Consider the following 24024-nt stretch of genomic DNA (forward strand, 5'->3'; position numbering starts at 1 on the left):
TGAGGGGGGTCAGATGCTGAGGGCGTCGAGGACCTGTTCCAGGACCAGTACGCCACCGAGGCCGAGGATCGCGAGCACCGTCGTGTACGTGGTGCGTGCCTTGATGGCGTCGAGGACGGACAGGTTGAAGTACTCCTTGAACATCCAGAAGCCCGGGTCGTTGACGTGGGAGAAGGCGATCGAGCCGCAGGAGACGGCGAGCACCATCACCTCGGGGTGCACGCCGCTGCCCGCGAGCAGGGGCAGTGCGACGCCGGAGGCGGTGACGACCGCGACGGTCGCCGAGCCGAGGGCGACGCGGAGGATGACCGCGATCAGCCAGGCCAGGACGATCGGGGAGATCGACCAGCCGTCGGTGACGTCCTTGATGTAGTCGGATATGCCGCCCTCGACGAGGACGTTCTTGAAGGCACCGCCCGCGCCGATGACGAGCAGGATCATCGCCATCGCCTGAGCGGCTTCCTTGCAGGAGACGCTGACCTCGGCGAGGCTGCGGCCGATGCGCGGGCCGAACGCCCAGATCGCCACGATCAGGGTGAGCAGCAGGGCGACCGGTGCGGAGCCGATGAAGGCGATGAAGTGCATGAGCCCGCCGTCGCCGGAGCCGGCGAGGTCGGTCACCGCGGCGCCGGCGATCAGGGCGACGGGCAGCAGCGCGACGGACAGCGACCAGCCCAGGCCGGGCATCTCGTCGTCCTCGAAGACCCGCTCGCTCACCAGGCCCTTGGGGATGGAGGGGTTCATCGCCCGGACGAAGGGCAGGCGCGGCCACAGCAGGGCGATGAACGCGCCGACCGGCACGGCGATGAACAGGCCGTAGAACAGGGTGAGTCCGACGGAGGCGTGGAAGGTGGCGGCCACCGCGGTGGGGCCGGGGTGCGGCGGCAGGAAGCTGTGCATCGTGGACAGGGCGATCGACATCGGCAGCCCCACCCACAGCAGGTTCGCCCGGGTGACCCGGACGAGGGTGAAGGCGATCGGCACGATGATGACGAAGGCCACCTCGTAGAACATCGTCACGCCGATGAGCATGGCCGTCAGCACCATCGCGACCTGGACCCAGCGAGGGCCGCACACCTCCAGCAGTTTCCCTGCTATCCGCTGGGCGGCGCCGGAGTCCCCCATCACCCGGCCGACCATGGCACCGAGCCCGATGGTGAGCATGGTGTCGCCGATCTGGTCGCCGATGCCCTCGGCGAGTACGTCCGGGATCTTCTCCAGCCCGATCCCCTGCACCAGGCCGACGCCCACCGCCACCAGGAGCAGGGCGGCGAAGCCGTTCAGTTTGAGCCTGGTCATCAGGACGAGCAGGACCAGAACACTGATCCCGACCACCACGAGCGGCATATGTCGGTTCTCCTTTGAACGGCGGCCGCCTGCGTTCACCCCGCTGAACGGGGTCCCCACATGAAGACAACGTCTACATATGAGGACGGAGATTATGTTCATGGATGGCCAAGGTCAATGGGTCCGCGTCGTCGGATCCAGTCGCCGCGGTCAGCGCCGCACCCTTCGGCCCCGGCGGTACGCGATGCCCGCTCGCGGGTACACGTAGGCGTGTAGCACCCTCCTGGGAGATGACTCGGATGCTGTTCCTCGGACTGCTCCTCCTCGCGGCCAGCGGCGTCTTCACCGGTCTGGTCATCGCAGACAACCTCTCCGGCGGCCCCGAGTACTCCGTCTCGGTGCTCGGCCAGGACCTCGCGACCATGAACACGCTGGCCGTCTTCTGCTCGGGCCTCGCCCTGGCGCTCGTCTTCTGCCTGGGGCTGGTCCTGGCGAGGAACGGCGCGACCCACCACCGCCACGGCAGGCGGCGGCACGGGCCCCGGCGCGTGTCCCGGTTCCGCGGGACGGCGGACCCGGACGCGCGGGCCTGAACCGGACCAACAGCCCGTACGGTACGAGCGGATCAGGTGATGCCGATGGTCGGCGACCCGGACGACGACATCCAGACCCGGCGAAGCGGCGGCAGCGGCCACCGGGCGGTGCCGCACACGGCCGACGTGCGGATCGAGGCGTGGGGCGCGAGCCGCGAGCGCTGCCTGGTGGAGGCCGCGCTCGGCATGGTGGAGTGCTTCGCCGACGTCACGGCGGTCCGGCCCACCTCGATGGAGCGGGTACGGCTCGCCGAGAACAGCGACGAGGAACTACTGACCGCCCTCCTCGACGAGGTCGTCTTCCGTCTCGACGTGGACGGCCGCGTGCCCGTCGACCTGGAGGCCGACACCACCGACGGCGACCTCGACGTTCGGCTCGCGCTCGCGGAGCTGGGGGAGGTGGAGGTCACCGGTGCCACGCCGAAGGGCGTCTCGTGGCACGGGCTGCACATCGGGCCGGACTCGTACGGGTGGTCGTGTGCGGTGACCGTGGACGTGTGAGGGGACCGAAGGCGGGTGAAGTACGGCGTCCGGCCGCCGCCACCCCGGTTCCCCCCTGTCCGCCCGGCCGCTCAGCCCTTCACCACCCCCAACGGCACCAGCCGGGCCACCGTCCGGCACAGTCCCGCGCCCTCGCTCGCGGCCACGACCTCGCCCACGTCCTTGTACGCCTCGGGCGTCTCCTCCGACAGGCCGCGCAGGGAACGCGGGCGGACCGCGATGCCCGCGGACTCCAGCCGGGCCCGCACTTCCCGGCCGCCCACCGCACGGGCGGCGCGATGACGGCTGAGGACGCGGCCCGCGCCGTGACAGGTGGAGAAGAAGGCGTCCCCGCCCGCCACGCCGACCAGGACGTACGAGGCGGTGCCCATCGTGCCCGGGATCAGCACCGGCTGGCCGACGTCGCGCAGATCGTCGGGCAGGTCCGGATGGCCGGGCGGGAAGGCGCGGGTCGCGCCCTTGCGGTGGACGCAGAGCGTGCGGCGCGCTCCGGCGACCGGGTGGGGCTCGATCTTGGCAAGGTTGTGGGAGACGTCGTACACCAGGGACAGCCGGGCTCCCGCGGCGCGCCGGAAGACGACACGGGCCGCGTCGGACAGCAACTGGCGGTTGGCTCGGCCGTAGTTGGCGGCGGCCGCCATCGCGCCGAGGTACCGCTGCCCCTCGGGTGAGTCGACCGGGGTGCAGGCCAGTTGGCGGTCGGGGACCTTGATGCCGTAGCGGGCCATCGCGCGGTCCATGAGCCGGACGTGGTCGGTGCAGATCTGGTGGCCGAGGCCGCGGGAGCCGCAGTGGATCATCACGCACACCTGGCCGACGGCGATGCCGAAGGCCTCGGCGGCCGGCTCGTCGTACACCTCGTCGACGCGCTGCACCTCCAGGAAGTGGTTGGCCGAGCCGAGGCTCCCGACCTGGCCGAGCCCGCGCTCCCGCGCCCGCGCGCTCACCTGGTCCACGTCGGCGTCGGCCACCGCCCCGCCGTCCTCGCAGCGCGTCAGGTCGCGCTCCTCGCCGTGCCCCTCCCCCACCGCGTACCGGGAGCCGCCCAGCAGGATCCGCTCCAGCTGCCCGGGGCCGGTCAGGTGCCACACCCCTCCGGGGCCGGCGCCGCGCGGGATCGCCCGGTCCAGGCCGTCCATCACGGCGGGCAGCACCGACGCCAGTCCGTCGGGGTCGACGTCGGCGGTGAGCAGGCGCACTCCGCAGGAGATGTCGAAGCCGACGCCGCCGGGCGAGACGACCCCGCCGTCGGCCACGTCGGTCGCGGCGACGCCGCCGATGGGGAAGCCGTAGCCCCAGTGGATGTCGGGCATGGCGTACGAGGCACCGACGATGCCCGGCAGCGTGGCCACGTTGGCCACCTGCTCCAACGACTTCTCGGCGTCCCTCAACAGCTTGCGTGACGCGAACACCACGCCCGGCACCCGCATCGGACCGTGCGGGTCGATACGGAAGCGGTGGGAAGCTTCCTGGACCAGTTCCATGACGTCCTCCCGCACCCAGGCCTCGGACATCCGGCGTCGCAGGTGCGGGGTACCCGCACGGGCCGCGCCGTACCGTGCCGGGCGACGCGGAGGACGCGGCGACGGGCACGGACGTCTCGACGCCCCGGGCGTACGCCCTCGCCCGGCCCAGCCCGTACGGTGGAGACATGAACGGCGGCACGGTCACGCTGTTCGTCTGCGGTGACGTGATGCTGGGACGCGGCGTCGACCAGATCCTGGCCCGGCCCGGGAAGCCGGAGCTGCGGGAGGGGTACGTCACGGACGCCCGGTCCTACGTGAGCATGGCGGAGGCGGTCAGCGGATCGATCCCGGCGCCCGTCGACCCGTCCTGGCCGTGGGGCGAGGCGCTGCCGTTGCTGGAGTCGGTCGGCCCGGACGTGCGGATCGTCAATCTGGAGACGTCCATCACGCGCAGCGACGCCTTCGAGCCCGGCAAGGCGGTCCACTACCGCATGCATCCGGCCAATCTGCCCGCCCTCGGGGTGGCCCGCCCGGATGTCTGCGTGCTGGCCAACAACCATGTGCGGGACTTCGGCGTCGCGGGCCTGGAGGAGACCCTCGACGTGCTGCACGGAGCGGGCATGCGGACGGCGGGCGCGGGGCGCGACGCCGAGGAGGCGTACGCCCCCGTGGCACTCCCGCTCCGGCACGGCGGCCGCGTGCTCGTGTTCGCCCTCGGCGCCGGCACCAGCGGCGTCCCCGCGAGCTGGGCGGCGACGGCGGATCTGCCCGGTGTCGCCTACCTGCCCGAGCCGACGCCCGCCACGGCCGCCGCCGTGGTCCGGCACATCCGGCAGGCGAAGCGGTCCGGCGACCTCGTGGTCGTGTCCGTGCACTGGGGTTCCAACTGGGGCTACCTCGTCCCCCGTGACCAGCGCCGCTTCGCGCACGCCCTGGTGGACGGCGGCGCCGACGTCGTCCACGGCCATTCCTCGCACCACCCCCGCCCCGTCGAGGTCCACCGGGACCGGCTGATCCTGCACGGCTGCGGCGACTTCATCGACGACTACGAGGGCATCCCCGGCTACGAGCAGTACCGCGACGACCTCCGCGTCGCCTACTTCGTGACGCTGGCGGCGGACACGGGCGAACTCGCCGACCTGCGCATGGTCCCCCTGCTCGCCCGCCGTATGCGCCTGGAGCCCGCCCCGCCCGAGGACCGCGCCTGGCTGCGCACGACCCTCGACCGCGTCAGCCACGGCGCCCACGTCCGCCTGGACCCGGACGGCACACTCGCCCTGCGGAAAACCGCCGCCCACGCCGCCCCCTGAACCAGACCTCAGCGCGCCCCTTCCCCACCCCGCAAGGCCTCCAGCACATCGGCATCCGTCAGCTGGCCGAAGTCCTCGTACCACTCCCCCACCGCGCTGAACAGCCTCGGCTGGTGCAGGCAGACGAACTCGTCGACGATCAGCCGCAGTTCCGCGGCCGCCTCCGGTGCGCACACCGGTACGGCCAGGACCAGACGCCCGGGTCCCTGGTTGCGTACGGCGCGCAGGGCGACGCGTGCTGTCGAGCCGGTGGCGACGCCGTCGTCGACGACGACGGCCGTACGGTCGCGCAGGCGCGGCGCGGGCCGGCCCTGCCGATAGCGTTCCTCGCGCCGCCGCAGCTCCCTGCGTTCCCGCTCCACCACCGGCGCCAGGTCGGCCTCGCTGAGCCCCAGCCGGTACAGCGTCTGCTCGTCGAACAGCGGAGGGTCGTCGCCCGCGAGCGCCCCCACCCCGAACTCCTCGTGGAACGGCGCCCCGATCTTGCGTACGACGAGCACGTCCAGCGGGGCCTCCAACTCCCGCGCGATCTCCCGGGCCACCGCGACACCGCCCCGGGGCAGCGCGAGGACCACGGGATGCGGAAGGACGCCCTTCTCCTGCCGGACGCGCAACTGCTCCGCCAGCTCCCGTCCGGCCTCCTTGCGGTCACGGAACTGCATGGGTCTCCCCTTCCGTCCGTCGCCGCGTACCCCACCCACCGGTACCGGACACACCACGGGGCTCGTGCGGCGGCCGACGCCACAGGGGTCTGGACCGCTCGGACGGGACTGGCTTAGGGTTCCGGATGGCAAGCGCTTTCTAGCCTGCCCATGCCAAGCACGTTTCACGTCGTTCCCTCGCACCACGCCCCTCAGCCATGCGCGGAAAGGAAGCGTCACGTGCCGCACCACGAGACCCCCCACCCCCACCCTCTCCCGTCCCGGCCCTGGTCCCGCAAGTCCTTCCTGCGCGGGATGGCCGCCGTCGGAGCCGCCCCGCTGCTTCCCGGCGTCCTCCCCACGGCCGCCCGGGCCGCGGCGGACCGGCCCGACTTCCCGCTGGTCCGGGGCGGCACCGCCGTGGAACTGTACGTCGACGCGGCGGACGACCCCGCCGTGATCCGCGCGGCCGGCGACCTCCAGGCGGACGTCGAGCGGGTCAGCGGGCTCCGGCCGGTGCTGCGGCACACGCTGCCGGAGACGGCGGCGACGCTCGTGCTCGTGGGCACGCTGGGCGCCAGTCCGGTCGTCGACCGGCTCGTCACCCAGGGGCGGCTGGACGTCTCCCGGGTGAAGGGACGCTGGGAGGCGTCCGTGACACAGGTCGTCGAGCGTCCGCTGCCCGGGGTCGAGCGGGCCCTGGTGATCGCGGGCAGCGACCGGCGCGGCACGGTCTACGGCGTCTACGACACCTCGGAGCGCATCGGGGTCTCCCCCTGGTACTGGTGGGCCGACGTCCCCGTGCCCCGGCGGGAGACCGTGACGGTCCCCGCGGGCCCGCTCAAGCGGTACGAGCCGTCGGTGCGCTACCGGGGCGTCTTCATCAACGACGAGCAGAACCTGACCACCTGGTCGCACCGCACCCAGGAGCCGGACAAGAACATCGGCCCCGAGACCTACCAGCGCGTCTTCGAGCTGCTGCTCCGTCTCAAGGCCAACTACCTGTGGCCGGCGATGCATCCGTACTCCGACTTCTTCAACAAGCATCGCGAGAACCCCGAACTCGCCGACCGCTACGGCATCGTCGTCGGCTCCAGCCACCCCGAGGCCCTGCTGCGCAACGGCGTCCACGAGTGGGAGCCGTGGGCCAAGGACCATCCCGGCGCGGACGGCACCCCGCCGGTGTACGACTACACGGTGAACCCGGCTGTCATCTCCGACTACTGGAGAGCCCGGGCCAGACAGAACGCGTCGTACGAGAGCAGCTGGACGATCGGGATGCGCGGGCTGCACGACAGCGCGCTGGAGACGAAGTACGCCACGACGATCCCGGAGAAGGTGGCGGTGATGAACGACATCATCGCCGACCAGCGCCGCATCCTCGCCGAGGAGGTGGGCGCGGCGGCCGAGCCGCAGATCTTCATCCCGTACAAGGAGGTCCTGGAGCTGTACAACGCCGGTGTCCAGGTCCCGGACGACATCACGCTGATCTGGCCGGACGACAACCACGGCAACATGCGCCAGCTGCCGAACGACGCCGAGCGGGCCCGGGCCGGCGGCAACGGCATCTACTACCACCTGTCCTACTGGGGCCGCCCGAAGAGCTATCTGTGGCTGGACACCACCCAACTCGCCAAGGTCTGGCAGGAGTTGCGGCGGGTGTACGAGCACGGCGTCGACCGGATGTGGATCTTCAACGTCGGTGACGTCAAGTCGATCGAGACCGGTCTGTCGTTCAGCATGGACATGGCCTGGGACGTGGACCGGTGGGGCGCCGAGGACGTGGGCGACTTCCTGGCCGAGTGGTCGGGGCGGCAGTTCGGCCGGCGGTACGGCCGGGAGATCGCCGCGATCCGTACCGAGTACTACCGGCTCGCGGCCGAGCGGCGCCCGGAGTTCATCGACCCCGGGGTGTTCTCCGTGATCCACCACGGGGACGAGGCGGGCCGCCGCATGGCCGCGTACGAGCATCTGCTCGCACGCGTGCGGGCGGTGGGGGCCAAGGTGCCCGAACAGTACCGGGACGCCTTCTTCGAGCTGGTCGAGTACCCGGTGCGCGGGGCGTACTTGATGAACCTGAAGTACTACTGGGCGGACCGCAACGCGCTCGCGGTGCGGCAGGGACGCGGGGCCGGGACGAATCGCTTCGCCGACCTGGCCGAGGCGGTCCACGCCGAGGAGGCGGCGCTCACCAAGCGGTACAACACCGAGGTGGCGGGCGGGAAGTGGGACGGGATCGTCAATCCCTACCCCTCCCAGATCCCGAAGGCGCCGGGCCGCCCGGCCGTCACACGGATCGCCCGGCAGGAGACCTCGGGGCTGGGCGTGGCGGCCGAGGGCAACGAGACCGGGGCGGGCCGCCCGCTGTCCTTCTCCTCCTACACCCGCGACCGACGCTTCGTCGATGTCTTCAACACCGGCTTCCTGCCCCTCGACTGGTCGGCCGAGGCGAGCCACCCGTGGGTGCTGCTGAGCTCGGCGGGAGGCTCTCTCACCGAGCAGACGAGGGTGTGGGTGGAGATCGACTGGGCGCGGATGCCCGAGGGGACGTACGACGACGCCACGGTCGCCGTGAGTGGGGCCGGGCAGCGGATCGAGGTGCCGTTGCGGGTGGTCAACGACGGTGAGCGGGCGCGTCGGCGGGCGCGCGGGTTCGTGGCGGCCCACGGGTACGTCTCCATCGACGCGGTGCACACCGAGCGCCGGGTGGCGCGGGGCGGGGCCGGCTGGCGTGAGGTGCGCGGACTGGGCCGCCGTACCGGCGCTCTGGAGGCGGTGCCGACGACGGCGGCTGCGGTGACCGCCGACTTCGCCACCAGGGCGCCGGAGTTGCGGTACCGGGTGCGCTTCGACCGCGCCGGCACCTTCCCGGTCACCGTTTTCCGGCTGCCGTCCCTCGACGAGCGCGGCCACCGCCGACTCGCCGTCGCGCTCGACGAACAGCCCGCCACCGTCCTCGCGGGCCAGTCCGTGGCCACCGGCAACCGGGGCGACGCCTGGGCCCGCAACGTGGAGGACGGCGTCGAGAAGCTGACCGCCAGGATGACGGTGGACGAGCCCGGCGAGCATGTCCTGCGGATCTTCATGGTCGATCCGGGCATCGCCGTGGACCAGATCGTCATCGACACCGGCGGGTTGCCGGTCAGCTATCTGGCGCCGCCGGAGAGCTACCACGCGGAGTTCAACCCCACCCCGGACCGGGCGGCGGGCCTACGGCCCCACTGAGACGGCCCTGCCGGTGTGTCCTCCGTGAGGTGGAGGTCCCGTTCGGGTGGCGCCGCGCGCGTTCACCCGTTCGGCGTATCGGGCGGTTCCGGGGCGTTCCAGTCGTAGGGGCCGCCGCCGCGCCACTCGATCAGTTCGGGGTCGTCGACGGCCTGGTCCTTGCCGGGCAGGCCCGCGCGGTGCACCAGGTCCATCACGTCGAACAGGTTGTATGCGGTGCCCGTCGGCTCGCCGCGGATCGTCACCTGACGCCCGCCGTCCGACGCCGGCGGCAGCACCACCACGGGGGGACGCGTGCTCATGACACCACCATGCGCTCTGCGCGGCCGGAACGCAGCCCGGCGCACCGGGCGAACGGGCCCGGATCGACGCTCAGCGCTGGTAGAGGCCGACGAGGGTTCCGCTGGCCAGCTGCTGCTTGTCGAGCACCCTGTGGGCCTCGACGGCCGTGGGCGCCTCCGGGATGGAGACGGGACCGGGGAGGGCGTACAGGCGGAAGAAGTACCGGTGCGCGTCGTCGCCCACCGGTGGCAGCGGGCCGCCCCACCCGGATTCCCCGAAGCCGTTGGTGTGCGGGTGACTGCCCGGGGTGGTCCGGCCGGCGGGCAGCCCCTGCGCGTGCGGGTCGATGCCCGTGACCAGCCAGTGGACGAACGTCCCCGACGGCGCGTCCGGGTCCTCGCACAGCAGGGCCAGCTCCGCCGCCTCCTCGGGCACTCCGGACCAGGCCAGAGGCGGGGAGAGGTTCTCGCCCTCCCAGGCGTGCCGGCGCGGGATCATCTCGTGGTCGTGGAACGCGGAGCTCTTGAGTTCGATGTCGGTCATGCGCGCCGCAGTACCCACCCGGACGCGGGCCACACGCGACGCCGGACCGGCCTGCGCGAACCCCTTCGCGGCAGGTGCCCCGCCCCGTTTCGCCGTCCGCCCGCCGGGAACTCGGCGCCTGCGCCGATCTTCGAGCAAGGAGCGCGCTGTGGCATTCCGCGACCGTACTCACGCCGGGCAGGAGCTCGCCCTGCGACTGGTCGAGTGGGCCGGCTCCGGTGACCTGGTCAATCTGCTCGTGCTGGCCCTGCCGCCCGGTGGGGTGCCCGTCGCCGCCGAGGTGGCGCGCGCGCTGCGCGCCCCGCTGGACGTGCTGGTCGCGAGCGAGATCTCCACACCGATCCGGCCGGAGACGACGATCGGGGCGATCGTCGCGGACGATCCGCCGCTGTACGACCGGCAGAGCCTGGCCATGATGCATCTGTCCGAGGACCGGCTCGGCGACGTCGTCGCACGCGAGCGGGGGGAGCTGCACCGCCGTGAGCGCGTCTACCGCGGCCACCGCCCGCTCCCGTCCATCAACGCCCGCACGGTCGTCCTGGTCGACGACGGGCTGACCACCGGCCTCACCGCCACGGCGGCAATCCGTTTCCTGCGCCGCCACGGCCCGGCCCGCCTGATCCTCGCCGTCCCCGTCGGCAGCCCCCGGACTACGACGGCGCTCCGCCCCGAGTGCGACGACCTGGTCTGCCTCGAACAGCCGCAGTCCCTCCACACGGTCGGCGAGTGGTACGAGGACTTCGGCCGGATTCCCGAGGCCCGGGCCGCCGAGACGCTCCAGGCGTTCCACGCCACGGCCTGATCCTCGGATCCCTGTGCCAGGGTGGTGCCATGGTCATAGAAGTTCGCCCTGCCTCGGTCTTCGAGGACGTCCGTGCCGTGGTCGGCCCGAAGTCGCCCACGGCCAGCGTGTGTTGGTGTCTGAGCTATCGGATCCCGTCGAAGGTGAACAGGGAGCTGCTGGGGCCGGCCCGCGGTGAGTACGTGGCCGAGCTCTGCCGTGCCGATCCTCCTCCCGGAGTGATCGCCTACGACGGTGACGAACCGGTCGGCTGGGCCGCCGTTGCGCCGCGTTCGGCGACGTCCTTCGCACGCAACCGCAAGATCCCGCACGTCGACGACCTGCCGGTGTGGTCGCTGTGGTGCATCCGCGTCCGCCCGGGCCACCGCAAGCAGGGCATCACACACGCCCTCATCGCCGGCGCGGTCGACTTCGCCCGGGACCGGGGCGCCCCGGTGATCGAGGCGTACCCCCTGGACAACGGTGACGCCAGGGTCGACCTGACGATGGCGTACGCCGGGATCCGCAAGAACTTCGAACGGGCCGGCTTCGTCCACGCCGCCGACACGACCTCCGTGCTGGCCGGTCATCCCCGGATCCTGATGCGGCTCGATCTGCGCTGACGGTCGGGCACAGGGGCCGTCTGCCGGGCTCAGTGCACCGAGAAGCCGCCGTCCACGAAGATCGACTGCCCGGTGACGTAGGCGGAGGCCCGGCTCGCGAGGAACACCGCCGCGCCGGCGAAGTCCTCGGCCAGGCCGTTGCGACCGATCATCGTGCGGGCGGCGAGCGCCGCGACCTTCTCGGGGTCGGACGACAGACGGGTGTTGAGGGGCGTCATGACGAAGCCCGGCACGAGCGTGTTGCAGGTGACGCCGTACGGCGACCAGGCCTCGGCCTGGGAGCGGGCCAGCGACTCCAGCGCCCCCTTGGAGACGCCGTAGGCGCCGCTCTGGACGAACGCCCGGTGCGCCTGCTGGGAGGTGATGTGGATGATCCGCCCGAAGCCCCGCTCGGCCATGCCGGGCCCGAACCGCTGCCCCAGCAGATGGGGTGCCTCCAGGTTCACGGCCATCGTGGTGTCCCAGACGTCCTCGCCCAGCTCGCCGATCGGCGGCCGCAGGTTGATCCCGGCGCAGTTGACGAGGATGTCGGGCTCACCGAACGCCTTGACGGCCCCCTCGGCCGCCGACCGCACCCCCTCACGCGTGCCGAGGTCGGCGCTCACCCAGGCCGCCCGGCCGCCCTGGTCCTCCAACTCCCCCACCGTCGCGGCCAGTTCCGCCTCCCTGCGGGCCACGACGACGACCCTCGCACCCGCGCGGGCGAGGGCCTCGCTGATGGCCCGGCCGATGCCGGAGCTGCCACCGGTCACCACGGCGACCCGGCCTTCCAGCGAGAACAGTTCGGAGAGATATGCCTGCGACGTCATGTACGCACCCTAGGGGGTGTTTCGAAAGTCCTGTGCGGTGCCCGCGGTGTCCGGTGCGTGCTCTCGGCGTGCCGGACGAAAGCCCTCGTACTGGACGTACTTGGGGTTTCGGCCGGTGCGGCGAGTGGGGGTGCCCCCTCTGGGGGAGCGTGCCGGGCGCCGCGGGTGCTGTGCGGGACTTTCGAAGCACCCCCTAGGCGGCCCGCCCCCGGCGCCGGCGCTCAGGGCGTCGTCGTCAGGGCCGCTGCGGCACGGGGTCCCGGGGCTCCAGGCGCAGATGGGCGCCCTGTCGGACCAGCGCGCGCTGGACCAGGTGATGGGGAACCTCGCGGGGGCTGCGGCCGAGCCGGACGGACAGCGCGGCGCAGACGCCGGCCGCCTGGCCGGTGGCCATCGCGATGGGCATGACGCGGTAGGAGGAGTGCGCGACGTGCGAGCCGGAGATACAGCGTCCGGCGACGAGCAGCCGGTCGGTGTCCGTGGGCAGCAGACAGCGCAGGGGGATGTCGTAGAAGTGCCCGCGCGGGACCCGTTTGAGGACGGTGCCGCTGCCCCGGGGGTTGTGGATGTCGACCGGGTAGGCGCCGTGCGCGACGGCGTCGGGGAAGGAGCGCGCGGCGAGGATGTCATGGCCGGTGAGGTGGTAGTCGCCGAGGATGCGACGGGTCTCCCGGACGCCGATCTGGACACCGCTCTGCGCCACGTAGGACGTCCTGAACCCCGGGACACGGCGGCGCAGGAAGCGGTCGATCTGGTCCATCTGGCGGCGCGCGACGTACTCGGCCCGGCTGAGGTCCCACACGTCGGTGCCGAGCGCGCGGGTGACCCGGGTGCTGTTGACGCTGACCTCGTGCGGGTGCGGGGTGCCGAAGAGCAGGATGTCCTCGCGCGGCAGTCGCAGTTCGCCCGCCTCGGTGGCCTCCCGGACGAGGTCCCACAGTCCGTGGACGCCCCGCCACTGGTCGGGGTGCTCGCTGACGTACTCGGTGAACCGCGGCTGGAGGAAGTCCACTACGCGGAACATCAGCGTCATCGGCTGCACCAGCCCGTCCTCCGGCCGTCCGATCTCGTACGGGGCCCCCGCGGCGGCGGCGATGTCGCCGTCCCCGGTGCCGTCGACGACGACTGCGGCGTCGATCACGACCGGCCCCGACTTGGTCTCGAAGACCACCCGCCAGCCGTCGTCGAGCGGCAGCGCGGCCGAGGCGAAGGAGTGGAACAGCATGCGCACGCCCGACTCGTCGAGCAGGTCGAGGAGGACGAGCTTGTAGAGCTCGGGGTCGAACGGGACCGTGTAGCCGGTGTGGGGGGACGGCGGGACGCAGCCGCCGCGTGCGGTGAGCCGGTCCAGCAGGAGCCACAGGAAGCCGGCCACCACCGGTTCGCCCTCGCCGTGGTCGGTGGGCAGCAGCCGGCCGGCTGTTCCGCTCGCGTCGAACACGGCCTGTTTCTGCTCGTTGTGGAACGACATCAGCGGCATCACCAGCGCCACGGTGGCGTTGCCGCCGAGGAAGCCGTACCGCTCCACCAGCACCACGTCGGCGCCGGCGTCGGCCGCCGCGTAGGCCGCCGCGGTGCCGGCCGGGCCGCCGCCGACTACCAGGACGTCGGTGCGGCCGCCGTGACGGGCGGCGCGCGGGGGCAGGGTGACGGTCGTGGCGGGGCGAGGTGGTTCCAGGATCGGCATCGCTTCTCCCGTCGACGGGGTTCGGTTGCTCAGGTCGGCCGTCCGGGAGCCCGGGTGAGGATCAGGTTCGGGTCCGCGCGCGGTGCGTCGTGCCGCACGCCGCCGTCGACCGTGTCGAGGAGGGCTCCGCAGCGGGCGCAGGTCTCTCGGGCCAGCGTCCGCAGTTCCTGGACCCGGGTGTTCAGGTCTTCCTGCCGCCGGGGGAACTCGTCCCAGAGCCGGTCCACCTCCGCGAGCAGGAGTCCGGCCTGCTCCCGGTCCACACCGACCAGCTCGGGCGCTCCCGTGCGGCGGGCGAAGTCGAAGACCTTGCCGGAGTACGGCAGCGGCAGCACCGGCAGGCCGGCCAGCGCGGCGAAGATCACGACGTGCAGGCGCATGCCGACGACCATGTCCAGGTGGCTCATGAAGCCGAGGATCTCGCCGGGGCTGTAGGAGTTGTGCAGGATGCGGCCCAGGTCCGGGGCGCTCATCCGGGACAGCACACCGTGCGCGTGCCGGACGTCCTGGCGTTCCATCGGAACGAAGACCACGTGTGCGTCCAGGCGCCGGGCGAGGAAGTCGGCGACCTCGGCGAGCAGGGCGTGGTAGCCGTCCTCGTCGAGTTTCTCCGCCGCCCGGCCGGGCTCGCGTACGGACATCCCGATGAGCCGGGCGTCGAGCGGGAGGCCTTCGTGGCGCATCATCTGCTCGGTGAAGGGTTCCGGGGTGAGCAGGAGCGCCGGGTCGGCGGTGACGGTCAGCTCGCCCTCGACTCCGACCTCCTCCAGGACGAGCCGGGACTCCTCGTCGCGTACGACGACCTCGGTCATCTCCGGCAGCACGGTGCGGACCGCCTCGCGGTCGTCCGGATCGCTCAGCGGCCCCGCGCCGACCGCGTAGGCGAAGGTGGGCACGCCGCGCTCGTGGGCGGCCTTCACCAGCCGTAGATAGCGGCGCGCCTCACCGTCGTAGAGAATCCCGCCGCCGCCCAGCACCAGCAGGTCCAGTCCGGCGAGGGCGTCGAGGAGTGGTCTTTGCGGGACGCCCTCCCAGTCGACGGCCTCGTCGGCCTCCGGCCGATGGGCGCGGGTGTGGCCGGCGTTGCGGCCGAAGACGACGAGCCGGGCGTGCGGGCGGTGGGCGCGCAGACAGCTCAGGACACACATCAGAATCGCTTCGTCGCCGATGTTGCAGCCGCCGTAGGAGCCGAGCAGGCCGATCCGCGGCTCCGCCGGGACGGGCGACGGGGGCGGGTTGATCGTCATCCGGAACTCCCGTTCGCAGGAGACGGGCGGGCCCGCAGGGGGTCTGTTGGGGGGGACGGCAACGCGTCGTGTGGGCGTCGGGGACGGCACGCCCCGGGTTGCCCGGGCCTTTCGGCGGAAACCTCACCTCGGACCAGTATGGGCGCTCCCGCACCGCCCGTCGTTTCCGCCGCCCCTCGTGTGAGCCCCTCGCGCGCGGGCACTCGGGGGCCGCGGCGGGTCCGTCCGGGCCGCCGCCCCGTTCTGGAGGTGGAGACCATGGGTCATGGTGGAAACGTCATCGACGAGCTGGTGACCGATCACCGCGAGGTGGAGGAGATGTTCGGCCGGATCGAGGCGCTTCCGTACGGCGACAAGGACCGCAAGCTGGTCGCCGACCAGGTCACGATGGAGCTGGTGCGGCACTCGGTGGCCGAGGAGATGTACCTGTACCCGGCCGTGCGGGAGCACCTGGCGGGCGGGGACGCCATCGCCGACCGGGAGATCGAGGATCACTCCAAGGCCGAGCAGATCATGAAGGACCTGGAGGGCTGCGACGCCGGCGATGCGGAGTTCGACCGGCTGATCGGGATGCTGATGACGGAGGTCCGCTCGCACATCGCCGACGAGGAGCAGAACCTCTTCCCCGATCTGCGCGCGGCCTGTCCCCCGGAGGCGCTCGACGACCTGGGTGACAAGGTGCGTCACGCGAAGAAGCTGGCGCCGACCCGCCCGCACCCGTCGGCCCCGGACAAGCCGCCGGCCAACAAGCTGCTGGCGCCGGGCGCCGGCCTGGTCGACCGTCTGCGGGACGCGCTGACGGGACGCGGCAAGGACTGACCCTCGGCGTACGTCCCCGGGAACCCGGAGCCGGGCAGGCCTCAGGCGATGAGCGCCCGGCCCGGGTCGAGGCGTTCGTGGAGTGCGGGGCGGTGCAGGCCGGCCACGGGGGCGAGGAGGTCCGGGTGGCGCAGGAGGGCGGCCGCCTCGCGGTCCCGGGCGTCGGGCGACACCAGGCGGCGGAACTCGACCGGCACATCGGTCGTACGGCCGCCGTCGGCGATCGCGGCGACCGCCAGCCGGGCCAGCTCGTCGTCGGTGAGCAGACAGGCCGCCCAGCTGGCCACGACCTCGTCCACCCAGGTGCGCCAGGCGAAGTCGTCCCTCTCGTCGTGCGCGGTCGCGTCCGCGCCGGTGATCCAGTCCAGCGCGGCCGAGCCGCCGGGCCCGGCCATCTGGACCAGTGCGGCGTCCGTCGGCGTCGGGTAGCGCAGCCAGGCCGCGACCGTGACGGCCTGCCGGGCCTGTACCTCGCCCAGCGCGGCGGCGAGCGCGCCGCCGCACGCAGGGTAGGAACGCGTCAGCCATTGGGTGGTGGCCGCGATGAGCGGGGAGAGATCTGCGAGCACTGCGGGGCCGTCCGAGGTACTGGCGGGCACGGAATCCCCCAAACGGTAGCCCGGCACCCCGTCCCGCCGACATGCCTTTGGCGTCGCGAACGGCGTGGCTTGGCCCACACCTCCCCAACGCCCGGCGGCGCGGGTTCAGCGCGCCAGGTGGTAGACGTGGAACGCCCGGCCGATCACCGGTTGGGCGACGTTGCGGACCTTCACTCCGCCGCTGGTCATGCCGTGCTCCGTGCCGAGGTGGGCGTGGCCGTGGACGGCGAGGTCGGCGCCCGCCGTGTCGATGGCCTCGGCCAGCAGGTAGCTGCCGAGGAACGGGTAGATCTCCAGAGGCTCGCCGGACAGGGTGTCCGGCACCGGTGAGAAGTGGGTGAGGGCGACGCGTACGTCGCAGTCCTGGTCCCGGAGTTCCTCCAGGGAGGCCCGCAGGGTGTCGGCACGGTGACGTGAGTAGCGGACGAACTCCCGCATGATCGGCTCGCCGAACTCGCCTGCGCACCGGCCCACGAATCCGCCGCCGAAGCCCTTGGTGCCGGCCACGCCGATGCGCGCGCCGTCGTTGTCCACGACGGTGGCCTGTCCTTCGAGGACCCGCGCGCCCGCGTCCTGGAGGATGGCGGTGACCTCCTCGGCGCGGTCGGCGTGGTGGTCGTGGTTGCCGAGGACCGCGACCACGGGGACCGCGAGGTCCTTGATCTCCCGTGCGACGACCTGGGCCTCCTCGGGGGTGCCGTGCCGGGTGAGGTCCCCGGCGAGCAGCAGGACGTCGGCGCTCTCGTGCAGGGTCTCGAAGGAGGGGCGGAGCACGCCCTGGCTCTCGGGGCCCATGTGGATGTCCCCGACGGCCGCGATCCGGATCATTCGACCTCCTCCGCATGGTCGGGCGCGGCGTTGTCCGCGACCACGATGTCGCAGTGGACGGGGTGGCCCAGCAGTTCCGCGCGGGCGCTGCGCAGGACGTCGTCGCGGCACTGTGCGGAGGGCACGGTGCCGGTCAGCAGGATCGCCTCGCCGCGGATCTCGATGCGCACGCCCAGCTCCCCGAGGGGCCCGGCGGCCAGGTGGTCGGTGAGGTGGGCCACGAGATAGTCCAGGTTCCGCGCGCCGCCCGTGCCCTGGGCGGGCCGGGTGCCGGGTCCGCTCATCGGTGCTCCTCCCCTGCGGAGATCACGTTCAGCCGCTCCAGGAGGAAGAAGAACGCGGCGGGCATCGGCTCGTCCCCGCAGGAGCGTCGTACGTCCTCCCAGTCGACCTTCTCGCGCAGGGCCCGGGCCGCGGCGAGCACCGGCCCGAAGTCGCAGTAGTGCTCGGAGAACGCCTGGATCAGCCCGCGCATGAGATCGGTGGGCGCCAGTACGGGCATCAGCACCGAGTCGACCGGGATCTCCTGCGCCCGGGCCAGGACGTCCGTGGTGACGGGGCGGTGGGCCATCTCGAAGAGGAGGTCGACCTCCTGGCCGAAGCAGGTCGTCTTGATCAGCCAGTCCTCCGGCGGCGTGCGGACCGTGAGGCCGGCTTCGGTCAGTGTGCCGGCCACCGCTTCGGCGTCGGAGCGGCGCACGCAGAAGTCGGCGTCGTGCTGGAGGTGACCGCTCCCGCCGTGGGCGTACACGGCCACGCTGCCGGCCAGCGCGAAGGTGTGCCCCTTGCGTTTCAGCAGCGCGCCGACCTGTTTGGCCGCCTCGAGGATCGCCTGACTGCGGTCCTGGGGCAGCTCCTGGCTGTTCAGCGGGCGCGCATCCCGCGAGGTCGGCTCGACCGGGCTGTCCCCGACCGGGCGCAGCTCGGGAAATCCGGGCTGCCGAGCGGGCGCCGTGTTCTCCCGGTTCCTCGTCATCACGCCTCCGTTCCCCACCCGGTCCGGCCGGGGCTCGGTGAAGGCTCCGAGTACCCGGCTTGCCCGGTTTCGACCGCGCGCCCTGAAGGGGCGCGGGGAACCGCGCGACCAGCCACGACGGCGCCGCGGTCGAACGACGCCGCACGGCGGCCCGCCCAGTGGGGCGCCTACGCCGCCGTGTAGCCGAGCTGGCGCCTCATGTAGGGCGTCATCAGGTTCTTCGCCTTGGCGAGCGTGGTGGTACGGCCGCCGAGGACCGCGGTCTCGCCGCCAGGCACCGGCAGCATCGTCACCCCGTCGGCGGGGCCGAACGGGACGATGAGCGGGGTGCGGTGGATCGGCCGGTAGAAGCGGGGCTCCTTGCGGTGCTTCCCGGCGCTGTTCAGGTAGGCACGGATGTTGTGGGCGGCCAGGTCGGCCTGGGCGAGCGCGGCAGGGGTGATCTTGACCTCGGTGGCGTCGTTGACGTCGCCGACCGCGAACACGTCCAGCCATCCCTGGACCCGCAGGGCCTGGTCGACCCTCACATGGCCGGATGGGTTCAGCCAGTCGCCGTGCCCGGCCAGCCGCAGCCAGAGCGTGTTGGGCGTGGTGCCGGTCGCCCAGAAGGAGCGGTCGGCCTCGATGATGTTGCCGCGGGTGTCGCGGTAGGTGCCGAAGTCGTTGCCGGGGGACATGAAGGCGTCCAGCCACACGTCGATGCCGTGGGCCTCCAGCCAGCCGCGCGCCTTGCGGCCGGCCCGCACGCTGCCCGTGGCGTGCAGCAGTTCGGGCCCGGAGTGGGCGAGTGTGACCCGGGCGTCCGGCCGGGCGAGGCGGATCTCGGCGCTGAGCTCGACCCCGGAGGGGCCGCCGCCGACGATCAGGACGTGTTCGGCGGCGGCGATGTGCTGCTGGTGCGTGGCGAAGGCCTTCGCGGCTTCCTCGGCGGTGGTGCCGGCGAAGCGGGCCGGTTCGGGGTAGTCGGCTCCGGTGGCGATCACCAGGACGTCGTACGGGAGCCGCTCCCCCGTCGCGAGGACGACCTGGCGCTCGGTGGTGTCGACGCGGACGGCCTTGCCGACGGCCACGCGGCCGTTGCGCAGCAGGCGGTCGTACGGGATGAACGGGCTGTGCGACCACTCCCGGCGCACTCCGGCGCGCAGGGAGGCGATGCGGTGGAAGAAGACCTCTTTGCGGTCCACCAGCGTGACCCGTGCCGTGGTGTCCAGTCGCTTGGCGAGACGGACGCCGGCGTAGCCGCCGCCGATCACCACTACGTCGCCGTCGAGCACGCCGAGTCTCCTGTGCTGGTGGGGGAAGGAGGGGCGAGTGGCGCGGCGGGCGGGCCGCTTTCGGCCACTCGGCCACCTCTGGCCACTCCCCTTTCGACGAGCGTAGCGCTTGAAACATAAAGAATTGATGGGGCCCGGTGTGCGTTCTGTGAAGGGTGCGCGCCGTGAGGAGCCGAGGCGGGGCGAAAAGCGTCCGGGCCGACCCGTGGGGGCCGGCCCGGACGTTCGGTGCGGGGTGGATCAGACGCGGATCAGACGAGGTCGAACCGGTCCAGGTCCATGACCTTGGCCCACGCCGCGACGAAGTCGTTCACGAACTTCGCCTTCGCGTCGTCGCTCGCGTAGACCTCGGCGAGGGCGCGCAGCTCGGAGTTGGAGCCGAAGACCAGGTCGGCACGGGTGCCGGTCCACTTGACCTCGCCGGAGGCGTCACGGCCCTCGAACGTGGTCTGGTCGGCGGACGTGGACTTCCAGGTCGTGCCCAGGTCGAGCAGGTTGACGAAGAAGTCGTTGGTCAGCTTGCCCGGGGTCTCGGTGAAGACGCCGTGCTGCGAGCCGCCCTGGTTGGCGCCGAGGACGCGCAGGCCGCCGACGAGGACGGTCAGCTCGGGGGCGCTCAGGGTGAGCAGGTTGGCCCGGTCGAGCAGCAGGTACTCGGCCGGCAGGCGGTTGCCCTTGCCGAGGTAGTTGCGGAAGCCGTCCGCGGTCGGCTCCAGCGCGGCGAAGGACTCCGGGTCGGTGTGCTCCTCGGTGGCGTCCACACGGCCCGTCGTGACGGGGACCGTCACGTCGAACCCGGCGTCCTTCGCGGCCTTCTCGACCGCGGCGGCACCGCCGAGGACGATCAGGTCGGCCAGGGAGACCTTCTTGGCGCCGGAGTTGAACTCGGCCTGGACGCCCTCGAGGACGCGCAGGACCTGGGCGAGCTCGTCCGGGTCGTTGACCTCCCAGCCGCGCTGCGGCTCCAGGCGGATACGGGCGCCGTTGGCACCGCCGCGCTTGTCGCTGCCGCGGAACGTCGAGGCCGACGCCCACGCGGTGGACACGAGCTGCGAGACCGTGAGGCCCGAGGCGAGCAGCTTGGCCTTGAGCGCCGTCACGTCGGCGGCGTCGATGGCCTCGCCCTCGGCCTGCGGCAGCGGGTCCTGCCACAGCAGCGTCTGAGCCGGGACCTCCGGGCCGAGGTACAGGGACTTCGGGCCCAGGTCACGGTGGGTCAGCTTGTACCAGGCGCGGGCGAAGGCGTCCGCGAACTCGGCCGGGTTCTCGTGGAAGCGCTTGGAGATCGGCCCGTAGATCGGGTCGAAGCGCAGCGAGAGGTCGGTGGTGAGCATCGTCGGCAGCTTCTTGGAGTCGCTGTGGGCGTCGGGGATGATCGCCTCGGCGTCCTTGGCCACCCACTGGTTGGCGCCGGCGGGGCTCTGCGTCAGCTCCCACTCGTAGCCGAAGAGGATGTCGAAGAAGTCGTTGCTCCACTGGGTGGGCTTGGTGGTCCAGGTGACCTCCAGACCACTGGTGATCGCGTCGCCGGCCTTGCCGGAGCCGTAGGTGGACTTCCAGCCCAGGCCCTGCTCCTCCATGGAGGCGGCCTCGGGGTCGTTGCCCACGTGGTCGGCGGGGCCGGCGCCGTGGGTCTTGCCGAAGGTGTGGCCACCGGCGATGAGGGCGACGGTCTCCTCGTCGTTCATCGCCATCCGGCGGAACGTCTCGCGGATGTCGCGGGCCGCGGCGATCGGGTCCGGGTTGCCGTTGGGACCCTCCGGGTTGACGTAGATGAGGCCCATCTGGACGGCGCCGAGCGGGTTCTCCAGCTCGCGGTCGCCGGTGTAGCGCTGGTCGTCGAGCCAGGTGGTCTCGGGACCCCAGTAGACGTCCTCGTCGGCCTCCCAGACGTCGGCGCGGCCGCCGCCGAAGCCGAAGGTCTCGAAGCCCATCGTCTCCAGGGCTACGTTACCGGTGAGGATCATGAGGTCGGCCCAGGAGATGGACTGGCCGTACTTCTTCTTCACCGGCCACAGCAGACGGCGGGCCTTGTCGAGGTTGCCGTTGTCCGGCCAGCTGTTCAGCGGCGCGAAGCGCTGCTGACCGCGGCCGCCACCGCCGCGACCGTCGCTGATGCGGTAGGTGCCGGCGCTGTGCCAGGCCATCCGGACCATCAGCGGGCCGTAGTTGCCGAAGTCGGCGGGCCACCAGTCCTGCGAGGTGGTCAGCACCTCGGCGATGTCCTGTTTCACGGCCGCCAGGTCAAGGGCCTGGAACGCCTCGGCGTAGTCGAACTCCTCGCCGAGCGGGTTCGCGACAACCGGGTCCTTGGCGAGGATCTTCAGGTTGAGCCGCTCCGGCCACCACTGACGGTTGCCGCCGCCCTGCGTCGGGTGGGGGGCGCGATCGTGCGCGACGGGGCAGCCGCCGGTGCCCTCCGTCTTCGCGTCGGTGACGATCGCATCGGGGTTCTCAGCCATGGGAAACCTTCCGAACTAGGTGGATCACAGTGCTCGGGGTGCACTGTTGGCGGTGGAACAGTCGGGGCACAGGCCCCAGTAGATGACCTCGGCCTCGTCGATGGTGAAGCCGTGGTCGTCGGACGCGGTCAGACAGGGTGCCTCGCCGACCTCGCAGTCGACGTCGGCGACGACACCGCACGACCGGCACACGATGTGGTGGTGGTTGTCGCCGATGCGCCCCTCGAACCGGGCCGGGCTCCCGGCCGGTTCGATACGGCGGACGAGTCCCGCCGCGGTGAGTGCGTGGAGGCCCTCGTACACCGCTTGCAGGGAGACATGACCCACGCGATCACGCACCCCGGAGGCGATGGCCTCGACACCGAGGTGGTCACCGGCCCGGACGGCTTCCAGCAGCGCGACTCGCGCAGCCGTCACCCGCAGGCCGGCACCGCGGAGCTCCTCGGCGGGGGTCGGAGTCTGGGATGCGGTCATGGCAGACAACCTACCTTGCTAAACACGAATGATTCAAGAAAACGAACGATGAAGCTTTGGCGGCCGTACTTGCCTCTGCCCACACCCCCCAAAGCGCGAAAAATCATCTTTTCCGACATCGAGTCATGCCTTTCTGTCAAGGCCTGGATTGGTCGCAATCCCCTGTACTCGATGGAGGTACATCGCATGCTCGGCAGACATACCGCGGCTGGCCGCCGCACCGCCCTGACCGTTTTCGGCGCCCTGGTCCTCAGCGGCGTCACCTCGGCCGCGGCGGCCGGGCCGCCCCCCGCGCCGGTGCCCGCGTCCACCGCCGCGCAGACCCTCGGTGCCGACCGGCCGTCCAAGGCGGTGCTGCGGGCACTGGAGCGAGACCTCAAGCTGAAGCCGGGGCAGGCGGCCGACCGGCTGGTCAACGAGGCGGAGGCGGGCGTCCGTGCCGGTCGGCTCCGCAACTCACTGGGCGAGCGCTTCGCGGGGGCCTGGCTGCGGGGGACGACCGCGGCCGAACTCACCGTCGCGACCACGCGCGCCTCCGACGTGTCCGCCATCCGGGCCCAGGGCGCCAAGGCCGTGGTCGTCAAGCGGACGCTGGGCGAGCTGCGGGCCGTCAAGGAGAAGCTGGACAAGGCCGCCGACCGGGTCAAGACGCGTGAGACACCGGTCTGGTACGTCGACGTACCGACGAACCGGGTCGTCGTCCAGGCGACCAAGCGGGCGGCGGCCACCGCCTTCATCAAGTCCGCCGGCGTCCAGGACGAGGGCGTCGGGATCCGGGTGTCGGCGCAACGGCCCCGGCTGCTGGCCGACCTCGTCGGCGGCCAGGCCTACTACATCGAGGGCACCGCCCGCTGCTCCATCGGGTTCTCCGTCACCAAGGGCGACCAGCAGGGCTTCGCCTCGGCGGGTCACTGCGGCGACCAGGGCGACTCGACCACCGGATCCAACATGGCCGCACAGGGCACGTTCCAGTCGTCCACGTTCCCCGGCAAGGACATGTCCTGGGTCGGCGTCAACAGCGACTGGACCGCCACGGCCGACGTGGAGGGCGAGGACGGCGAGCGCACGCAGGTCACCGGATCGGTCCAGGCGCTCGTCGGGGCGTCGATCTGCCGCTCCGGCTCCACCACCGGATGGCACTGCGGCACCATCGAGCAGCACGACACGAGTGTCAGCTACTCCCAGGGCACCGTGGACGGCGTCACCGAGACCACGGTGTGCGCCGAGCCGGGTGACTCCGGCGGCCCGTACCTCTCGGGGTCCCAGGCCCAGGGTGTGACCTCGGGCGGCTCGGGTGACTGCACGGACGGCGGTACCACCTTCTACCAGCCGATCAACCCGATCCTCAGCGACTTCGGCCTGGTCCTGAAGACCGCGGCGGCCCAGAAGGGCGCTTCCGCTCCGCAGGACAACGGGGCCGCCGCCACCTGGGCCGCGGGCCGGGTCTACGAGGCCGGCGCCACGGTGACCCACGCGGGCGTGCGCTACCAGTGCCTCCAGACGCACCAGGCGCAGGGCAGGTGGTCGCCGGTCGCCACTCCGGCCCTGTGGCAGAAGATGTAGGCGGGTCGCAGGAGTCGTACTACGTGCGGTGCGG

23 protein-coding genes are annotated in these 24024 nt (G+C 72.0%); 8 read left to right on the forward strand and 15 right to left on the reverse strand.

Features of this window, described 5'->3' with window-relative positions; translation table 11 throughout:
* Window positions 1-9 precede the first annotated feature (9 nt).
* Entirely contained in the window at window positions 10-1347 is a 1338-nt protein-coding gene (locus tag ACZ4UU_RS42400; protein WP_471908776.1) for a gluconate:H+ symporter, read from the reverse strand.
* 230 nt (window positions 1348-1577) lie between these two features.
* On the opposite strand from ACZ4UU_RS42400, the gene ACZ4UU_RS42405 reads away from it, so the two are divergent.
* Window positions 1578-1880: a hypothetical protein gene (locus ACZ4UU_RS42405; protein WP_471908777.1), complete on the forward strand. Its 303-nt coding sequence runs from the start codon at window positions 1578-1580 to the stop codon at window positions 1878-1880.
* Window positions 1881-1925: 45 nt separating this feature from the next.
* A complete protein-coding gene (locus tag ACZ4UU_RS42410; RefSeq protein WP_471908778.1) occupies window positions 1926-2381 on the forward strand; it encodes an archease in 456 nt (151 codons plus the stop codon).
* A 71-nt stretch (window positions 2382-2452) separates the two neighbouring features.
* Here ACZ4UU_RS42410 and ACZ4UU_RS42415 read toward each other — a convergent pair whose 3' ends face one another.
* Complete coding sequence (locus ACZ4UU_RS42415) at window positions 2453-3865, reverse strand: RtcB family protein (protein WP_471908779.1); 1413 nt, start codon at window positions 3863-3865, stop codon at window positions 2453-2455.
* Window positions 3866-4032: 167 nt separating this feature from the next.
* Between ACZ4UU_RS42415 and ACZ4UU_RS42420 the strand changes: the two genes are divergently transcribed.
* Entirely contained in the window at window positions 4033-5157 is a 1125-nt protein-coding gene (locus ACZ4UU_RS42420; protein WP_471908859.1) for a CapA family protein, read from the forward strand.
* An 8-nt stretch (window positions 5158-5165) separates the two neighbouring features.
* Here the strand turns inward: ACZ4UU_RS42420 and ACZ4UU_RS42425 are convergent, their stop codons facing one another.
* On the reverse strand, window positions 5166-5819 hold the full coding sequence (locus tag ACZ4UU_RS42425; protein WP_471908780.1) for a phosphoribosyltransferase: 654 nt from the start codon (window positions 5817-5819) through the stop codon (window positions 5166-5168).
* Between the two features lie 294 nt (window positions 5820-6113).
* On the opposite strand from ACZ4UU_RS42425, the gene ACZ4UU_RS42430 reads away from it, so the two are divergent.
* The gene (locus ACZ4UU_RS42430) at window positions 6114-9023 is read left to right on the forward strand and encodes a glycosyl hydrolase 115 family protein (RefSeq protein ID WP_471908860.1); all 2910 of its coding nucleotides are present in this window, start codon (window positions 6114-6116) and stop codon (window positions 9021-9023) included.
* 62 nt (window positions 9024-9085) lie between these two features.
* On the opposite strand, the gene ACZ4UU_RS42435 is transcribed toward ACZ4UU_RS42430, so the two are convergent.
* Window positions 9086-9325, reverse strand: coding sequence for a hypothetical protein (locus tag ACZ4UU_RS42435; protein WP_471908781.1), 240 nt, complete (start codon window positions 9323-9325; stop codon window positions 9086-9088).
* A gap of 70 nt (window positions 9326-9395) precedes the next feature.
* Entirely contained in the window at window positions 9396-9848 is a 453-nt protein-coding gene (locus ACZ4UU_RS42440; RefSeq protein ID WP_471908782.1) for a YbhB/YbcL family Raf kinase inhibitor-like protein, read from the reverse strand.
* Between the two features lie 148 nt (window positions 9849-9996).
* Between ACZ4UU_RS42440 and ACZ4UU_RS42445 the strand changes: the two genes are divergently transcribed.
* Window positions 9997-10650, forward strand: a complete 654-nt coding sequence (locus ACZ4UU_RS42445; protein ID WP_471908783.1) for a phosphoribosyltransferase — start codon at window positions 9997-9999, stop codon at window positions 10648-10650.
* A gap of 29 nt (window positions 10651-10679) precedes the next feature.
* Entirely contained in the window at window positions 10680-11252 is a 573-nt protein-coding gene (locus ACZ4UU_RS42450) for a GNAT family N-acetyltransferase (RefSeq protein WP_471908784.1), read from the forward strand.
* 29 nt (window positions 11253-11281) lie between these two features.
* Here the strand turns inward: ACZ4UU_RS42450 and ACZ4UU_RS42455 are convergent, their stop codons facing one another.
* The 3 genes from ACZ4UU_RS42455 to ACZ4UU_RS42465 all read right to left on the reverse strand — a co-directional run bounded on the left by ACZ4UU_RS42455 (window position 11282) and on the right by ACZ4UU_RS42465 (window position 14995).
* Window positions 11282-12061, reverse strand: coding sequence for an SDR family NAD(P)-dependent oxidoreductase (locus tag ACZ4UU_RS42455; RefSeq protein WP_471908785.1), 780 nt, complete (start codon window positions 12059-12061; stop codon window positions 11282-11284).
* A 235-nt stretch (window positions 12062-12296) separates the two neighbouring features.
* Window positions 12297-13748, reverse strand: a complete 1452-nt coding sequence (locus ACZ4UU_RS42460) for an FAD-dependent oxidoreductase (protein WP_471908786.1) — start codon at window positions 13746-13748, stop codon at window positions 12297-12299.
* A 29-nt stretch (window positions 13749-13777) separates the two neighbouring features.
* Window positions 13778-14995 carry a polysaccharide pyruvyl transferase family protein gene (locus tag ACZ4UU_RS42465; RefSeq protein ID WP_471908787.1) on the reverse strand — a complete coding sequence of 406 codons (1218 nt, stop codon included), beginning with the start codon at window positions 14993-14995 and terminating at the stop codon, window positions 13778-13780.
* 258 nt (window positions 14996-15253) lie between these two features.
* Here ACZ4UU_RS42465 and ACZ4UU_RS42470 point away from each other — a divergent pair, with 258 nt between their 5' ends.
* A complete protein-coding gene (locus ACZ4UU_RS42470; RefSeq protein WP_471908788.1) occupies window positions 15254-15814 on the forward strand; it encodes a hemerythrin domain-containing protein in 561 nt (186 codons plus the stop codon).
* Between the two features lie 41 nt (window positions 15815-15855).
* Here ACZ4UU_RS42470 and ACZ4UU_RS42475 read toward each other — a convergent pair whose 3' ends face one another.
* The 7 genes from ACZ4UU_RS42475 to ACZ4UU_RS42505 all read right to left on the reverse strand — a co-directional run bounded on the left by ACZ4UU_RS42475 (window position 15856) and on the right by ACZ4UU_RS42505 (window position 22427).
* Window positions 15856-16383, reverse strand: a complete 528-nt coding sequence (locus tag ACZ4UU_RS42475; RefSeq protein WP_471908861.1) for a hypothetical protein — start codon at window positions 16381-16383, stop codon at window positions 15856-15858.
* Window positions 16384-16518: 135 nt separating this feature from the next.
* Window positions 16519-17241, reverse strand: coding sequence for a metallophosphoesterase family protein (locus ACZ4UU_RS42480; protein WP_471908789.1), 723 nt, complete (start codon window positions 17239-17241; stop codon window positions 16519-16521).
* Window positions 17238-17525 (reverse strand): hypothetical protein, encoded by a 288-nt coding sequence (locus ACZ4UU_RS42485; protein WP_471908790.1) that lies wholly within the window; start codon window positions 17523-17525, stop codon window positions 17238-17240. Before ACZ4UU_RS42485 ends, ACZ4UU_RS42480 begins: the two co-directional genes overlap by 4 nt.
* Window positions 17522-18217: a hypothetical protein gene (locus ACZ4UU_RS42490; RefSeq protein ID WP_471908791.1), complete on the reverse strand. Its 696-nt coding sequence runs from the start codon at window positions 18215-18217 to the stop codon at window positions 17522-17524. Before ACZ4UU_RS42490 ends, ACZ4UU_RS42485 begins: the two co-directional genes overlap by 4 nt.
* Window positions 18218-18384: 167 nt before the next feature.
* On the reverse strand, window positions 18385-19491 hold the full coding sequence (locus ACZ4UU_RS42495) for an NAD(P)/FAD-dependent oxidoreductase (protein WP_471908792.1): 1107 nt from the start codon (window positions 19489-19491) through the stop codon (window positions 18385-18387).
* A gap of 251 nt (window positions 19492-19742) precedes the next feature.
* Complete coding sequence (gene katG, locus ACZ4UU_RS42500; protein ID WP_471908793.1) at window positions 19743-21953, reverse strand: catalase/peroxidase HPI; 2211 nt, start codon at window positions 21951-21953, stop codon at window positions 19743-19745.
* Between the two features lie 24 nt (window positions 21954-21977).
* On the reverse strand, window positions 21978-22427 hold the full coding sequence (locus tag ACZ4UU_RS42505) for a Fur family transcriptional regulator (RefSeq protein ID WP_471908794.1): 450 nt from the start codon (window positions 22425-22427) through the stop codon (window positions 21978-21980).
* A 186-nt stretch (window positions 22428-22613) separates the two neighbouring features.
* Between ACZ4UU_RS42505 and ACZ4UU_RS42510 the strand changes: the two genes are divergently transcribed.
* Entirely contained in the window at window positions 22614-23990 is a 1377-nt protein-coding gene (locus tag ACZ4UU_RS42510; protein ID WP_471908795.1) for an alpha-lytic protease prodomain-containing protein, read from the forward strand.
* The last annotated feature ends 34 nt before the right edge of the window (window positions 23991-24024 follow it).

This window comes from Streptomyces sp. NPDC028907, from assembly GCF_055564995.1.